The sequence below is a fragment of the Bradyrhizobium sp. LA6.8 genome, assembly GCF_040547935.1.
In the GTDB taxonomy this organism is placed as follows: domain Bacteria; phylum Pseudomonadota; class Alphaproteobacteria; order Rhizobiales; family Xanthobacteraceae; genus Bradyrhizobium; species Bradyrhizobium barranii.
The window spans coordinates 176,660-192,616 of record NZ_JBEPQQ010000002.1; the positions used below are offsets into that span (position 1 = coordinate 176,660).

Consider the following 15,957-nt stretch of genomic DNA (forward strand, 5'->3'; position numbering starts at 1 on the left):
ATGGATTCTCAGATGCGCAATTGCGCATCGTAGCTCGCGACTTTCGTCGCGCCCCGGAATGACAGGGATGCGCTTCAATGTTCGCCAAGCCCGACAATTGGGCATCCACCGACTTGAACGGGGGGAGCGAAAGGGATAACCACCCGTCTCAGTTTTCCCCTCCTTAACGTGTCTAAAGGACAGGTTCACATGGCGCGCGACAAGATTGCTTTGATTGGCTCCGGTCAGATCGGCGGAACGCTGGCTCATCTCATCGGCCTGAAAGAACTGGGCGACGTGGTGATGTTCGACATCGCCGAGGGCGTGCCGCAGGGCAAGGCGCTCGACATCGCCCAGTCCTCGCCGGTCGACGGTTTTGACGCGCACTACACCGGCGCCAATTCGTACGAAGCCCTCGACAACGCCAAAGTCTGCATCGTCACCGCCGGCGTGCCGCGCAAGCCCGGCATGAGCCGCGACGATCTCCTCTCCATCAACCTGAAGGTCATGGAGCAGGTCGGCGCCGGCATCAAGAAATACGCCCCCGACGCCTTCGTCATCTGCATCACCAACCCGCTCGACGCGATGGTGTGGGCGCTGCAGAAGGCTTCGGGCCTGCCGCACAAGAAGGTCGTCGGCATGGCCGGCGTGCTGGATTCCTCGCGCTTCCGTTACTTCCTGGCCGACGAGTTCAACGTCTCGGTCGAGGACGTCACCGCCTTCGTGCTCGGCGGTCATGGCGACACCATGGTGCCGCTGGTGAAGTACTCCACCGTCGCCGGCATTCCGCTGCCCGACCTCGTCAAGATGGGCTGGACCTCGCAGGCGCGCCTCGACGAGATCGTCGACCGCACCCGCAACGGCGGCGCCGAGATCGTCAATCTGCTCAAGACCGGCTCGGCCTTCTACGCGCCTGCTGCTTCCGCGATCGCGATGGCCGAGAGCTATCTGCGGGACAAGAAGCGCGTGCTGGCCAGCGCCGCCTACCTCAACGGCGAATACGGCGTGAAGGACATGTATGTCGGTGTGCCCGTCGTGATCGGCGCCAAGGGTGTCGAGCGCGTCGTCGAGATCGAGCTCACCGGCAAGGACCGCGAGGCGTTCGACAAGTCGGTCGGCGCCGTACAGGGCCTGGTCGATGCCTGCAAGAAGATCGCACCCGATCTTCTCGGCCGCTAAGCGAGAGCAATCCCCGCCGAAGATCGAAAAACCGGTCTTCGGCGGTTTCATTTCCGGGCCCCGCGTCGGGCGGGTTCCGGGTCCGCAGTCCAGAGATCTCGATGTCAAAGAATCCGGGTTGCAGTTCCTGTGGTATATGGTATGCCAGCCACAAGACTGAGGTGGGCCCTAGAGGTCACCGCCCGCGGGTTCAGGGAGCGACCATATGAATATCCATGAATATCAGGCCAAAGCGCTGCTGAACGAGTTCGGCGTCGCGATCTCAAAGGGCGTCCCCGTCCTGAAGCCCGCGGACGCGGAAGCCGCCGCCAAGGCCCTCCCGGGCCCGGTCTGGGTGGTGAAGAGCCAGATCCACGCTGGTGGCCGCGGCAAGGGCAAGTTCAAGGAAGCCTCGGCCGGCGACAAGGGCGGCGTCCGCATCGCCAAGTCGGCCGCTGAGGTCACCGAATTCGCCAAGCAGATGCTGGGCGCGACCCTCGTGACGATCCAGACCGGCCCCGCTGGCAAGCAGGTCAACCGCCTCTACATCGAGGACGGCTCGGACATCGACAAGGAGTTCTATCTCTCGCTCCTGGTCGACCGCGAAACCTCGCGCGTCTCCTTCGTCGTCTCGACCGAAGGCGGCGTCAACATCGAGGACGTCGCGCACAACACCCCTGAGAAGATCGTCACCTTCTCGGTCGATCCCGCGACCGGCATCATGGGCCATCACGGCCGCACCGTTGCGAACGCGCTGAAGCTGTCCGGCGATCTCGCCAAGCAGGCCGAAAAGCTCACCGCGCAGCTCTACACCGCCTTCGTCGCCAAGGACATGTCGATGCTGGAGATCAACCCGCTGGTCGTGACCAAGCAGGGCCAGCTCCGCGTGCTCGACGCCAAGGTGTCGTTCGACGACAACGCGCTGTTCCGTCATCCCGAGGTGCTCGCGCTGCGCGACGAGACCGAGGAAGACGCCAAGGAAATCGAGGCGTCCAAGTACGACCTCAACTACGTCACCCTCGACGGCAATATCGGCTGCATGGTCAACGGCGCCGGTCTCGCCATGGCGACGATGGACATCATCAAGCTCTACGGCATGGCTCCGGCGAACTTCCTCGACGTCGGCGGCAGCGCCAGCAAGGAGAAGGTTGCGGCCGCCTTCAAGATCATCACCGCCGATCCCAACGTGAAGGGCATCCTGGTCAACATCTTCGGTGGGATCATGAAGTGCGACGTGATCGCAGAGGGCGTCACGGCCGCCGTGCGCGAGGTCGGCCTCAGCGTGCCGCTGGTGGTCCGCCTCGAAGGCACCAATGTCGAGCTCGGCAAGAAGATCATCCGCGAATCCGGCCTGAACGTGGTGCCGGCCGACAATCTCGACGACGCCGCGCAGAAGATCGTGAAGGCCGTCAAGGGAGGCTGAGGCCATGACCCAGGACCATCTCGCCGCATCATCTCCGCTTGCAGAGCACACGCGCCTCGCCGCGTTCGCCGGCGAATGGAATGGCGAAGAGGTGGTCTTCCCGTCGCGCTGGACGGAGGGCGGGCCGGCCACCTCTCACGTGGTGGCGCGCATGGATCTCAACGGGTTCTATCTGATCCAGGACTCGGCCCAGATGCGCGACGGCAAGCAGGTCTTCGCCACCCACGGCCTCTTCACCTACGATCGTGAGGACCGGACCTACAAATTGTTCTGGTACGACTCGCTCGGATACACGCCGCCCTCGCCCGCCTCCGGCGGCTGGGTCGGCAAGACCCTGACGCTGGTGCGCGGCTCGCTCCGCGGCAATGCGCGCCACGTCTACGAAATCATCGACGACAATTCCTACTCGTTGAAGATCCAGTTCTCGCCGGACGCGGAAGGCTGGGCCGACGTGCTCACCGGCATCTACCGCCGCATCCACTGACCTCTCACTCGTTAGTTCGCGAAAGCAGACCTCATGTCCATCCTGATCGACAAGAACACCAAGGTCATCTGCCAGGGCTTCACCGGCAAGAACGGAACCTTCCACTCGGAGGCCGCGCTTGCCTACGGCACCAAGATGGTCGGCGGCACCTCGCCGGGCAAAGGCGGCGCCACCCATCTGGGCCTGCCGGTGTTCGACACGGTGCGCGAGGCGCGCGAGAAGACCGGTGCCGATGCGTCGGTGATCTACGTGCCGCCGCCGGGCGCGGCGGATGCGATCTGCGAAGCCATCGACGCGGAGATCCCGCTGATCGTCTGCATCACCGAAGGCATTCCTGTTATCGACATGGTGCGCGTGAAGCGCTCGCTGGCCGGTTCCAAGTCGCGCCTGATCGGGCCGAACTGCCCGGGCGTCATGACCGCCGGCGAGTGCAAGATCGGCATCATGCCCGCCAACATCTTCAAGACCGGCAGCGTCGGCATCGTCTCCCGCTCCGGCACGCTGACCTATGAAGCCGTGTTCCAGACCTCGCAGGAAGGCCTCGGCCAGACCACCGCGGTCGGCATCGGCGGCGACCCGGTCAAGGGCACCGAGTTCATCGACGTGCTGGAAATGCTGCTCGCCGACCCCAAGACCGAATCGATCATCATGATCGGCGAGATCGGCGGTTCCGCCGAGGAGGACGCCGCCCAGTTCCTCAAGGACGAGGCCAAGCGCGGCCGCAAGAAGCCGATGGTCGGTTTCATTGCCGGTGTCACCGCGCCTCCCGGCCGCCGCATGGGCCATGCCGGTGCGATCATCTCCGGCGGCAAGGGCGACGCCGGTTCCAAGACCGACGCGATGAAATCGGCTGGGATTACAGTGTCTCCGTCTCCCGCCCGCCTCGGCCACACGCTTGCCGAAAAGTTGAAAGGCTAATTCACTTCTTCGTACTTTTCCGGGCGAAGTTTCGTAGCAAATAGGATAAATGGTGCCTGTCGCGCTGGGCCTCTGCCGGGGAGCCCAGCGCCAGCGCCGTTTGTTATGCGCGAACCGAAATCGCCAGGAACTCAAGCATGTCTCGCCAAGACGCGAACGCAGCCTTTGCCCTCTCTTCCTTTTTGCAGGGCACCAACGCCACCTACATCGACGAAATCTACGCCCGCTACGAGAAGGACCCGTCCTCGGTTGACGCCGAGTGGCAGGAGTTCTTCAAGAGCCTCAACGACCAGCCCGGCGATATCAGCAAGAACGCCGAAGGCCCGTCCTGGGAGCGCGCCAACTGGCCGCTGACCCCGCAGGACGACCTCACCTCCGCCCTCGACGGCAACTGGGCCCAGGTCGAGAAGGCGGTCGGTGCCAAGATCGCCGCCAAGGCGCAGGCCCAGGCGGGCAACAAGGGCGCTGATTTCTCGTCCGCCGACCTGCTCCAGGCCACGCGCGACTCGGTCCGCGCGCTGATGCTGATCCGCTCCTACCGCATGCGCGGCCACTTCCACGCCAAGCTCGATCCGCTCGGCATCGAAGCCCCGCGCAACCGCGAAGAGCTCGACCCGCGCACCTACGGCTTCAGCGAAGCCGATTTCGACCGCAAGATCTTCCTCGATCACGTGCTCGGTCTCGAATACGCCACGCTGCGCGAGATCACCGCGATCTGCGAGCGCACCTACTGCCAGACGCTCGGCGTCGAGTTCATGCACATCAGCAACGCCGCGCAGAAGGCGTGGATCCAGGAGCGCATCGAGGGACCGGACAAGGAAATCTCGTTCACCCGCGAAGGCCGGCGCGCCATCCTGACGAAGCTGGTCGAAGCCGAGGGCTTCGAGAAGTTCTGCGACACCAAGTTCACCGGCACCAAGCGCTTCGGCCTCGACGGCGGTGAATCGCTGATTCCCGCGCTCGAGCAGATCATCAAGCGCGGCGGCAATCTCGGCGTGAAGGAAGTCGTGCTCGGCATGCCGCATCGCGGCCGCCTCAACGTGCTGACCCAGGTGATGGGCAAGGCGCACCGCGCCCTGTTCCATGAATTCAAGGGCGGCTCGGCCAACCCTGATGCTGTCGAAGGCTCCGGCGACGTCAAATATCACCTCGGCGCCTCCTCGGACCGCGAGTTCGACGGCAACCGCATCCATCTGTCGCTGACGGCCAACCCCTCGCATCTCGAGATCGTCGATCCCGTGGTGCTCGGCAAGGTCCGCGCCAAGCAGGACCAGCACGGTGATCCGCCGGACCAGCGCATCTCGGTGATGCCGCTCTTGATGCATGGCGACGCTGCGTTCGCCGGCCAGGGTGTGGTCGCGGAATGCTTCGGCCTGTCTGACCTGAAGGGCTACCGCACCGGCGGCTCCGTGCACTTCATCGTCAACAACCAGATCGGCTTCACCACCTATCCGCGCTACTCGCGCTCCTCGCCCTATCCGTCTGACGTGGCGAAGATGATCGACGCGCCGATCTTCCATGTGAACGGTGACGATCCGGAAGCAGTGGTTTTCGCGGCCAAGGTCGCGACCGAGTTCCGGCAGAAATTCCACAAGCCCGTCGTCATCGACATGTTCTGCTACCGCAGGCATGGCCATAACGAGGGCGACGAGCCGGCTTTCACCCAGCCGGTGATGTACAAGAGGATCGCGGCGCATCCGTCGACGCTCGAGCTCTACGCCCGCCGCCTGATCAGCGAAGGCGTGATGACCGAGGGCGAGGTCGACAAGGCCAAGGCCGACTGGCGCGCACGGCTCGATGCCGAGTTCGAGGCCGGCACCTCCTACAAGCCGAACAAGGCCGACTGGCTCGACGGCAAGTGGTCCGGCTTCAAGATTGCCGATCAGGAAGAGGATGCGCGCCGCGGCGTCACCGGCGTCGACACCGCCGAGCTGAAGGAAATCGGCCGCAAGATCACCAAGGTGCCGGATGGCTTCCGCGTCCACCGCACCATCCAGCGCTTCCTCGACAATCGCGCCAAGGCAATCGACACCGGCGCCGGCATCGATTGGGCGACCGGCGAGGCATTGGCGTTCTGCACGCTGCTCAACGAGAACCACCATGTCCGCCTATCGGGCCAGGATTCCGAGCGCGGCACCTTCTCGCAGCGCCATTCGGTCCTGATCGACCAGGAAGACGAGAGCCGCTACACGCCGTTCAACCATCTCGGCCACGAGCAGGGACATTACGAGGTCATCAACTCGCTGCTGTCGGAAGAAGCCGTGCTCGGCTTCGAATACGGCTACTCGCTCGCGGAGCCGAACACGCTGACGCTGTGGGAAGCCCAGTTCGGCGACTTCGCCAACGGTGCGCAGGTCGTGTTCGACCAGTTCATCTCCTCGGGCGAACGTAAATGGCTGCGCATGTCCGGCCTCGTCTGCCTCTTGCCGCACGGCTATGAGGGCCAGGGACCGGAGCACTCCTCGGCGCGTCTGGAGCGTTATCTGCAGATGTGCGCCGAAGACAACATGCAGGTGGTCTACCCGACCACGCCGGCGAACTACTTCCACGTGCTGCGCCGCCAGCTTCATCGCGAGATCCGCAAGCCGCTGATCCTGATGACGCCGAAGTCGCTGCTGCGTCACAAGCGGGCGGTGTCGCGTCTCGAGGAGCTCGCGAAGGGAACGACCTTCCACCGCATCCTCTATGATGACGCCCAGATGCTGCCGAACGAGGCGATCAAGCTCGTCCCCGACGAGAAGGTCCGCCGCATCGTGCTCTGCTCCGGCAAGGTCTATTACGACCTCTACGAGGAGCGCGAGAAGCGCGGCATCGACGACATCTACCTGATGCGCGTCGAGCAGCTTTATCCGGTGCCGCTGAAGGCGCTGGTGGCCGAGCTGTCGCGCTTCAAGAAGGCTGAAGTGGTGTGGTGCCAGGAAGAGCCCCGCAACATGGGCGCCTGGCACTTCATCGAGCCCTATCTGGAATGGGTGCTGAACCAGGTGAACGGTGCGAGCCGGCGTCCGCGTTATGTCGGCCGCGCCGCTTCCGCCGCGACCGCCACTGGTCTGATGTCCAAGCATCAGGCGCAGTTGAAGGCGTTCCTGGACGAAGCACTGAGCTGATCTTTCTGAACTGCGTCGTGCCCCGCCTCGTGCGCAATCGCGCACTGGAGCGGGGCACCAGTACGCCGCGACGTCCGTGCAGAATACGAACGTCCGGCTTGCTGGATGGCTTGCCTTTCGCGGGCCGATGACGACCGAATTTTTGACCGCACCGGCGATCCCTTAAGGAAAAGACCATGACTGAAATTCGTGTGCCGACGCTCGGCGAATCCGTCACCGAGGCCACCATCGGCCGCTGGTTCAAGAAGGCCGGCGATCCCGTCGCCGTCGACGAGCCCTTGGTGGAGCTCGAGACCGACAAGGTCACCATCGAAGTCCCGGCGCCCTCCGCCGGCACGCTGAGCGAGATCGTCGCTGCCGATGGCGCGACCGTTGCGGTCGGTGCGCTGCTCGGCCAGATCACCGACGGTGCCGGTGCTGCGAAGCCCGCCGCTGCTCCCGCGAAGCCCGCCGCCGCCGCTCCGGCCGCCGTGGCTGCTGCTCCTGCGCCGGCTCCGGCCGCGAAAGCGCCGCCGGCCGACGCCCCGCTCGCCCCGTCCGTGCGAAAGCTCTCGGTCGAGACCGGTATCGACGCTTCGACCGTTCCGGGCTCCGGCAAAGACGGCCGCGTCACCAAGGGCGACATGCTCGCCGCGATCGAGCGTGCGGCCTCGGCGCCGACCCCGGTCAACCAGCCCGCCGCCGCCGTCCAGGTCCGCGCGCCGTCGCCCGCCGATGACGCCGCCCGCGAAGAGCGCGTCAAGATGACCCGCCTGCGCCAGACCATCGCGCGCCGCCTCAAGGACGTGCAGAACACGGCGGCCATGCTCACGACCTTCAACGAGGTCGACATGACCAACGTGATGGCGCTGCGCGCCCACTACAAGGATGCGTTCGAGAAGAAGCACGGCTCGAAGCTCGGCTTCATGGGCTTCTTCACCAAGGCCGTCGTGCAGGCGCTGAAGGACATCCCGGCCGTCAACGCCGAGATCGACGGCACCGATCTGATCTACAAGAACTATTACCACATCGGCGTCGCCGTCGGCACCGACAAGGGTCTGGTCGTGCCGGTCGTGCGCGACTGCGACAACAAGTCGATCGCCGACATCGAGAAGGGCATCGCCGATTTCGGCCGCCGCGCCCGTGACGGCCAGCTCAAGATCGACGAGATGCAGGGCGGCACCTTCACCATCACCAACGGCGGCATCTACGGCTCGCTGATGTCGACCCCGATCCTGAACGCGCCGCAGTCCGGCATCCTCGGCATGCACAAGATCCAGGAGCGGCCGATGGTCGTCGCCGGCAAGATCGAGGTGCGCCCGATGATGTACCTGGCGCTGTCCTACGATCACCGCGTCATCGACGGCAAGGAAGCCGTCACCTTCCTGGTTCGCGTCAAGGAGAGCCTGGAAGATCCGGCGCGCCTGGTGCTGGACCTCTAAGGGAGGCGACGATGGGGGAGCCGTCGCTTGCGCATGCGCTCATCTCCATGGTGCCGTTCCTGCTGACCACCCTTATTTTCTTCTTCTTTGCGATTCCGATCAGTCGCAGGAAGGGTAAGGGGGTCGGCTTCGCGGCCTGGTGCCTGATTCCGTTTCTCACGCCCTTCATTCTGTTCCATTTGGTCAGCCTGACGGATAAGTCCGTGCTGGATCGGTTGGCAGCTCTTGAGGGCAAGACGTCGTAGTGCGCTCGAACTCGTGGGGATTGATGTGACCGATAAAGTCGTTGTCATCACCGGCGGCAGCCGCGGCATCGGGCGGGCGACCGCGATTGCGGCGGCCGCGCGCGGCTTCCGTGTCGTCGTCGGCTACGCCAGCAACAAAACGGCTGCCGACGAGGTGATCGCCCAGATCGCGGCCAGCAACGGCAAGGCCATCGCGGTGAAATGCGATGTCGCCGAGGAAAGCGACATCATCGAGCTGTTCATGGCTGCCGACAAGTTCGGCACGCTCGGCGCGCTCGTCAACAATGGCGGCATCGTCGGCCAGAGCGGCGTGCGCGTCGACGAGATGTCGGCCGAGCGCATCCGGCGCGTGATGGCCGTCAACGTCACCGGCTCGATCCTCTGCGCGCGCGAAGCGGTGAAGCGGATGTCGACCAAGCACGGCGGCCAGGGCGGCGTCATCGTCAATCTGTCATCGGTCGCTGCCAGACTTGGTGCGCCGAATACCTATGTCGACTATGCGGCGTCCAAGGGCGCGATCGATTCCTTCACCGTCGGTCTCGGCTATGAGGTCGCAGGCGAAGGCATCCGCGTCGCGGGCATCCGCCCCGGCCTGATCGACACCGAAATCCACGCCGCCGGCGGCGAGCCCGACCGCGCCCATCGTCTGGCCCATATGGTGCCGATGAAGCGCGTCGGCACCGCCGACGAAATCGCCAACGCCATCGTCTGGCTGATGTCGGACGAGGCTTCCTACGTCACCTCGGCCATTCTCGATGTGTCCGGCGGACGCTGACACATCCTCATCACGCTAAACTTACGGGACTTTCTCTCATGGCTACCTACGATCTCGTCGTCATCGGCACCGGACCTGGCGGTTATGTCTGCGCGGTGCGCGCGGCCCAGCTCGGCATGAAAGTCGCCGTGGTCGAAAAGGACGCCACGCTCGGCGGCACCTGCCTGAACGTCGGCTGCATGCCGTCGAAGGCGCTGCTGCACGCGTCCGAAATGTTCGAGGAAGCCGCGCACTCCTTCGCCAAGATGGGCGTTTCCGTTTCCGCGCCGAAGCTCGAGCTTCCGGCGATGATGAACTTCAAGCAGCAGGGCATCGACGGCAACGTCAAGGGCGTCGAATTCCTGATGAAGAAGAACAAGATCGACGTGCTCAAGGGCACCGGCAAGATTTTGGGCGCCGGCAAGGTCGAAGTGTCCGCTGATGGCAAGTCGCAAGTGGTCGAGACGAAGAGCATCGTGATTGCGACCGGCTCCGACATCGCGCGCCTCAAGGGCATCGAGATCGACGAGAAGCGCATCGTGTCGTCCACCGGCGCGCTGTCGCTGGACAAGGTCCCCGGCAAGCTCCTGATCGTCGGCGCCGGCGTGATCGGCCTCGAGCTCGGCTCGGTGTGGAAGCGGCTCGGCGCTGAAGTCGTCGTCGTCGAATTCCTCGATCGCATCCTGCCCGGCATGGACGGCGAAATCGCCAAGCAATTCCAGCGCATCCTGGAAAAGCAGGGTTTTGCGTTCAAGCTCGGTGCCAAGGTCACGGCCGTCGACACCTCCGGCAAGTCGCTGAAGGCAACCATCGAGCCCGCCGCCGGCGGCGCCGCGGAGGCACTGGAAGCCGACGTCGTTCTCGTCTGCATCGGCCGCGTGCCGTACACGGATGGGCTCGGCCTGAAGGAAGCCGGCGTTGCACTCGACAATCGCGGCCGCGTGCAGATCGATCCGCATTTCGCCACCAGCGTGAAGGGCGTCTATGCCATCGGCGACGTCGTCGCGGGCCCGATGCTCGCGCACAAGGCCGAGGATGAAGGCGTTGCGGTTGCGGAGATCATCGCAGGGCAGGCCGGCCACGTGAACTACGACGTTATCCCAGGTGTCGTGTATACCACGCCGGAAGTATCCTCCGTCGGCAAGACCGAGGAGGAGCTGAAGCAGGCGGGTCAGGCGTATACCGTCGGGAAGTTTCCCTTTACCGCCAACGGCCGCTCCAAGGTCAACCAGACCACCGACGGCTTCGTGAAGATTCTCGCAGATGCGAAGACCGATCGCGTGCTCGGCGTGCACATTATCGGCCGTGAAGCCGGCGAAATGATCCATGAAGCCTGCGTTCTCATGGAGTTTGGCGGCAGCGCGGAAGATCTTGCGCGCACCTGCCACGCGCATCCGACCCGTTCAGAGGCCATCAAGGAAGCCGCGCTTGCGGTGGGCAAGCGGGCCATCCATATGTAGGCGACGCGCCTAGCGTCGAATCGGGCGGGAAACATATGCTGCGCCGCCTACTTCAACCGGTCTGGGTCCTGCTGGCGATCATCTTCCTGATCGAAGCCTGGCTGTGGGACCATCTCGAGCCGATCGTCGCGCGGGTTGTCGCAGCCATCCCGCTCGCACGCTTCAAGCAATGGCTGACCGAGCGCGTCGATGCGCTGCCGCCGGCGATGACGCTGATCGTGTTCGCGGTGCCAATCATCCCGCTGTTTCCGCTCAAGCTGATGGGCCTGTATCTGCTCACGCATGAATACTGGCTGAGCGGCGTATCCACGTTTCTGTTCGCAAAGCTGCTCGGCGTCGGCGTCACCGCCTTCGTGTTCGACGTGACGCGCGACAAGCTGATGGAGATGCGCTGGTTCGAGCGGCTCTACGATCTCGTGATGAAGCTGCGCGGCAAGGCCGCCGAGCTGGTCGACCCGATCAAGCAGCGCATCCGCGAGCTGATCGCCGGCAACGGCGAAGGCTGGTCCTCCCGTACGCTCCGCCTGATCCAGCGCTTTCGCAAGAGCGTGCACCAGGCGCGGTGATCCGCCCGCTATAGACTCACAGTCATTGCCACACACTCGATGTCATCGCCCGGCTTGACCGGGCGATCCAGTATTCCAGAGACGTCAATCGAATACGGAGGAGCCGCGGCGTACTGGATGCCCCGGTCAAGCCGGGGCATGACAGCGTCGATGTTGTTGGCCTTATGCGCCCCGCATCAGCCCCTCAATGCAAATGCACCAGATGCGGCCACCACAGGCCGAGCGCGGTCATGAGGAGGCCGGCCAGGGTCAGGACGCCGGCGACATAGGCGAGCGCGATCATGCCGGTGATGATGGTGGCCGAGGCCAGCACGATGCCGATCTGGAAGGCGGCGGAGGCCAGCTCGAAGTGATGATATTTCGCGGTCGCCTCGTCGCGCTCGTGCTCGGCGTGCTTGGCCTTCTCGGCGAGCTGCTCGGTGCCTTCGCCGGTCTCGGGCTCTGAGCGATAGCGCTGCGCGGTCTTGGTCCAGTCGTCGACCTGCTTCTGCACCGCCGGCTTCTGAGCCTCGTCGGCGGCGGCGAGCGTGAGCTTGCCCTGCTCGGATGCGGTCAGCACCACGGTGCGGCGGATGGTCTTGGCCTGGAAGAACGCCCAGAGATTGGCGGACTCGACGTTCTTGCTGATCGATTCAGTCTGGGCGCCCTTGCCGAGCGTCTCGGAGATCGCCAGGAACAGCGCCAGCACGGCGATCAGAAGAGCGATCTTCTTGTTCGATCCGGACGCGTGCTCGGCGTGCTCGGCATGCTCCATGCTTTCGTGTGCGCTCATGATTCCCTCCAGTCGCGGTTCCCCACGATTGACCGAACCGCGGGCGCCGCGCAAGAGGCACGCGCGCTATGACAGCTTCATGTCAGCTTCACCGCCGCGGATGGGCGCTCGCATAGACTTCGAGCAGCCGCTCCGAATCGATGCCGGTATAGATCTGCGTGGTCGAGAGCGAGGAATGGCCGAGCAATTCCTGGATCGCGCGTAAGTCACCGCCACGCGACAGCAGATGCGTCGCGAAGGAATGCCGGAGCGCGTGCGGCGTGGCGCTGTCGGGCAGGCCGAGCGCGCCGCGCAGCCGCTCCATCGCGAGCTGGATGATGCGCGGGCTCAAGGGCCCGCCGCGCGCGCCGAGGAAGATCGGGCCTTCCGCCGGCAGCGGATAGGGGCACATCGCAACGTATTCCTGCACCAGCGCGAGCACGTTCTGCAGCACCGGCACCATGCGGGTCTTGTTGCCTTTGCCGGTCACGATCAGCACGTCGCCCTCGCCGGGCCGCGGCACCTCGCGGCGCTTCAGCCCCAGCGCTTCGGAGATGCGCAGACCCGAGCCATACAAGAGTGCCATCACCGCGGCGTCGCGGGCCAGAACCCACGTCTCTCGTTCCTCGCCGGCGCGCTCGTCGGCATCGGCGAGACGTTTTGCGGATGCCATCGGCAGCGGCTTCGGCAAAGTCTTGGCCACCTTGGGCGCGCGGATAGCCGAGAGTGCGCCGACCTTGCCCTTGCCTTCGCGTTCGAGGAAACGGCCGAACGAGCGCAGGCCCGCCAGCGCGCGCATCAGCGAACGGCCGGCAATATCGTCGGCGCGGCGCATCGCCATGAAGGCGCGGATGTCGGTGGCTTCCAGCGCGGCAAAGCGCGCCAGCGTCACGCGCTCGCCCCAATGGGCGCAAAGGAAATCCAGGCATTGCCGCAAGTCGCGGCCATAGGCCTCCAGCGTCTTCGGCGACAGCCGCCGCTCGGCGCCGAGATGCGACAGCCAGCGCGTCATCTCCTGCGCGATCGAGGGATCGGCGCTGGCGAGCTCGATTGGGGGGGCGGCCGCTTTGCTCATGCGCTCTGGACGTAATGATTCCACTCAGTATATCGCATCACACCCGTTTACTGTTCGCTAAGGCCGCCCCTGGGCGCTAGCCTCAAGGCCCCAAGGTTCCGATTCTCCCTCCAAAGATCTTTGATGGATCATTCGTCGCGCAGCACGACCACCCCCGCCAACGCGACCCGCATGGTCGACGTGCTGGTGCCGGTCGCGCTCGACCAGACCTATTCCTACAAGGTGCCGCGCGGGATGGAGCTGAAGGCGGGCGATCTCGTCGGCGTGCCGCTCGGCCCGCGCGAGGTGCTGGCCGTGGTCTGGGCGGAGAACGCCAATCCCGACCCGCGCCTGCACAACCGGCTCAAGGAGGTCAGCGAAAAGCTCGATCTTCCTCCGCTGAAGCCTGAGCTGCGCTCGGTCGTCGACTGGGTCGCCAATTACACGCTGAGCCCGCGCGGCATGGTGCTGCGGATGTGCCTGCGCATGGGCGAGAATCTCGGCCCGGAGCGGGTGCGCGCCGGTGTGCGCCTGGTCGGCGATCCGCCGCGACGGCTGACGCCGGCGCGGCAGCGCGTGATCGAGCTGCTGTCGGATCGCCTGCTGCACGGCAAGTCCGAGGCCGCCAAGGAAGCAGGGGTCTCGGCCGGCGTGATCGACGGCCTCGTCGACGAAGGCACGCTCACGGTCGAGCCGATGCCGCCGCGTCCGCCGCCGCCGGCACCCGATCCGGATTTTGGCCAGCCGGATTTTTCGCCGCTCCAGCGCGCCGGGGTGGATGCAATGCGCGCGCTCGCCGCCAACGGCACCTTTCACGTTGCGCTGCTCGACGGCGTCACCGGCTCCGGCAAAACCGAGGTCTATTTCGAGGCGATTGCAGAGACCATCCGCCGCGGCAAGCAGACTCTGATCCTGATGCCGGAGATCGCGCTGACCGGCCAGTTCCTCGACCGCTTCGCGCAGCGCTTTGGCGTGCGTCCGATCGAATGGCACTCCGAGCTGACGCCCCGCACCCGCGCACGCAACTGGGCCGCGATCTCCGAAGGCAGTGCGCCGGTCGTGGTCGGCGCGCGCTCGGCGCTGTTTCTGCCTTACGCCAATCTCGGCCTCATCGTGGTCGATGAAGAGCACGACCAGGCCTACAAGCAGGACGAGGGCGTGCATTATCACGCCCGTGACATGGCGGTGGTGCGCGCGCATATCGCAAAGATTCCGATCGTGCTGGCCTCCGCCACGCCGTCGGTCGAATCCGAGGTCAATGCGCGCAAGAACCGCTATCAGCGCATTGCGCTGCCCTCGCGCTTCGGCGGCCAGCACATGCCGCATATCGAGGCGATCGACATGCGCCGCGAGCCACCGGCGCGCGGCCGCTTCATCTCGCCGCGGCTCGCTTCCGAGATCAGAAAAGCGATTGAAAAGCGCGAGCAGGCGCTGCTGTTCCTCAATCGCCGCGGCTATGCGCCGCTGACGCTGTGCCGTGCCTGCGGCCATCGCTTCGCCTGCACCATCTGCGATGCCTGGCTGGTCGATCACCGCTTTCGCCAGCGGCTGGTCTGCCACCATTGCGGCTTCTCGATGCCGCGCCCGCAGACCTGCCCGCATTGTGCGGCAGAGGAATCGCTGGTCGCGGTCGGGCCGGGCGTCGAGCGCTTGCAGGAGGAGGCGGCCGCGCTGTTCCCCGAGGCGCGCACCATGGTGCTGTCGAGCGATCTGATCACCTCGATCGAGACAATGCGCTCCGAGCTTACCGAGATCGCGGAGGGCCGCGTCGACATCATCATCGGCACGCAGCTCGTCGCCAAGGGCCACAACTTTCCGCGACTCAATCTCGTCGGCGTGGTCGATGCGGATCTGGGCCTGTCCAACGGCGATCCGCGCGCGTCGGAACGCACCTGGCAGCTGCTCAACCAGGTGATCGGCCGTGCCGGGCGCGAGCAGGGCCGTGGCGTCGGCTATCTCCAGACCCACCAGCCCGATCATCCCGTGATGAAGGCGCTGATCGCCTGCGACCGCGAGGCCTTCTATGACAGCGAGATCGATCTGCGCGAGCGCACGCTCTATCCGCCGTTCGGCCGGCTCGCGAGCCTGATCATTTCGGCAGGCGACCGTCCGAGCGCCGAAGGTTTGGGCCGCCGCCTCGTTGCGCTCGCACCGCGCGACGAGCGCGTCGTGGTGCTGGGACCGGCGGAGGCCCCGCTCGCCGTGATCAAGGGCCGCTACCGTTTCCGCATCCTGGTGAAATCGGCGCGCGGTTTCGATCTGTCGGACTATTTGCGCAACTGGCTGGCCGTCTGCCCGAAGCCGAAGGGCAATCAAAAGCTCGAAGTCGACGTCGACCCGCAGAGCTTTTTGTAAGGCTGAGATCCATCTCTGTCATTGCGAGCGCAGCGAAGCAATCCAGAATCCCTCCGCGGAGGCAGTCTGGATTGCTTCGTCGTGGAGCCTGTCATCCGGCCCGCCGAAGGCGGGACCGGGTGGCTCCTCGCAATGACGGAGTAAATGACAAGCGCCTGTAGCCCGGATGGAGCGCAGCGCAATCCGGGACAAGTCGATCCGCCTACAAAGACCCCGGATTTCGCTACGCTCCATCCGGACTACGGATCATGCCTCGCAATGACGGGGCAAACAAAAAGCCCG

Annotated in this window: 13 protein-coding genes; 11 read left to right on the forward strand and 2 right to left on the reverse strand. The window is 65.0% G+C overall.

The genetic code is table 11. The annotated features are described in order from the left end of the window. Positions 1–189 precede the first annotated feature (189 nt). The 10 genes from mdh (at position 190) to ABIA90_RS08010 (ending at position 11,515) form a co-directional block, all read left to right on the forward strand. Complete coding sequence (mdh, locus tag ABIA90_RS07965; protein WP_063980412.1) at positions 190–1,158, forward strand: malate dehydrogenase; 969 nt, start codon at positions 190–192, stop codon at positions 1,156–1,158. 205 nt (positions 1,159–1,363) lie between these two features. Then, positions 1,364–2,560, forward strand: coding sequence for an ADP-forming succinate--CoA ligase subunit beta (gene sucC, locus ABIA90_RS07970; RefSeq protein WP_135215827.1), 1,197 nt, complete (start codon positions 1,364–1,366; stop codon positions 2,558–2,560). A gap of 4 nt (positions 2,561–2,564) precedes the next feature. Then, positions 2,565–3,044 carry a DUF1579 family protein gene (locus ABIA90_RS07975; protein ID WP_071908646.1) on the forward strand — a complete coding sequence of 160 codons (480 nt, stop codon included), beginning with the start codon at positions 2,565–2,567 and terminating at the stop codon, positions 3,042–3,044. A 33-nt stretch (positions 3,045–3,077) separates the two neighbouring features. Next, entirely contained in the window at positions 3,078–3,962 is an 885-nt protein-coding gene (gene sucD, locus ABIA90_RS07980) for a succinate--CoA ligase subunit alpha (RefSeq protein WP_025575976.1), read from the forward strand. Positions 3,963–4,099: 137 nt separating this feature from the next. Then, the gene (locus ABIA90_RS07985) at positions 4,100–7,069 is read left to right on the forward strand and encodes a 2-oxoglutarate dehydrogenase E1 component (RefSeq protein WP_354118470.1); all 2,970 of its coding nucleotides are present in this window, start codon (positions 4,100–4,102) and stop codon (positions 7,067–7,069) included. Positions 7,070–7,245: 176 nt separating this feature from the next. After that, a complete protein-coding gene (odhB, locus tag ABIA90_RS07990) occupies positions 7,246–8,490 on the forward strand; it encodes a 2-oxoglutarate dehydrogenase complex dihydrolipoyllysine-residue succinyltransferase (protein WP_354118471.1) in 1,245 nt (414 codons plus the stop codon). A gap of 11 nt (positions 8,491–8,501) precedes the next feature. Next, positions 8,502–8,735: a hypothetical protein gene (locus ABIA90_RS07995; RefSeq protein ID WP_018318867.1), complete on the forward strand. Its 234-nt coding sequence runs from the start codon at positions 8,502–8,504 to the stop codon at positions 8,733–8,735. A gap of 25 nt (positions 8,736–8,760) precedes the next feature. Further along, positions 8,761–9,510, forward strand: coding sequence for an SDR family oxidoreductase (locus ABIA90_RS08000; protein ID WP_354118472.1), 750 nt, complete (start codon positions 8,761–8,763; stop codon positions 9,508–9,510). A gap of 38 nt (positions 9,511–9,548) precedes the next feature. Next, complete coding sequence (gene lpdA, locus ABIA90_RS08005; RefSeq protein WP_354118473.1) at positions 9,549–10,949, forward strand: dihydrolipoyl dehydrogenase; 1,401 nt, start codon at positions 9,549–9,551, stop codon at positions 10,947–10,949. A 35-nt stretch (positions 10,950–10,984) separates the two neighbouring features. Then, positions 10,985–11,515: a hypothetical protein gene (locus ABIA90_RS08010; RefSeq protein WP_354118474.1), complete on the forward strand. Its 531-nt coding sequence runs from the start codon at positions 10,985–10,987 to the stop codon at positions 11,513–11,515. 184 nt (positions 11,516–11,699) lie between these two features. Here the strand turns inward: ABIA90_RS08010 and ABIA90_RS08015 are convergent, their stop codons facing one another. Together ABIA90_RS08015 and ABIA90_RS08020 are read right to left on the reverse strand one after the other, a co-directional pair. Further along, positions 11,700–12,287 carry a DUF4337 domain-containing protein gene (locus ABIA90_RS08015; protein ID WP_063980418.1) on the reverse strand — a complete coding sequence of 196 codons (588 nt, stop codon included), beginning with the start codon at positions 12,285–12,287 and terminating at the stop codon, positions 11,700–11,702. Positions 12,288–12,375: 88 nt separating this feature from the next. After that, positions 12,376–13,341 carry a tyrosine recombinase XerC gene (locus ABIA90_RS08020; protein WP_063980419.1) on the reverse strand — a complete coding sequence of 322 codons (966 nt, stop codon included), beginning with the start codon at positions 13,339–13,341 and terminating at the stop codon, positions 12,376–12,378. Between the two features lie 123 nt (positions 13,342–13,464). Between ABIA90_RS08020 and ABIA90_RS08025 the strand changes: the two genes are divergently transcribed. Continuing rightward, a complete protein-coding gene (locus ABIA90_RS08025; RefSeq protein WP_354118475.1) occupies positions 13,465–15,675 on the forward strand; it encodes a primosomal protein N' in 2,211 nt (736 codons plus the stop codon). The last annotated feature ends 282 nt before the right edge of the window (positions 15,676–15,957 follow it).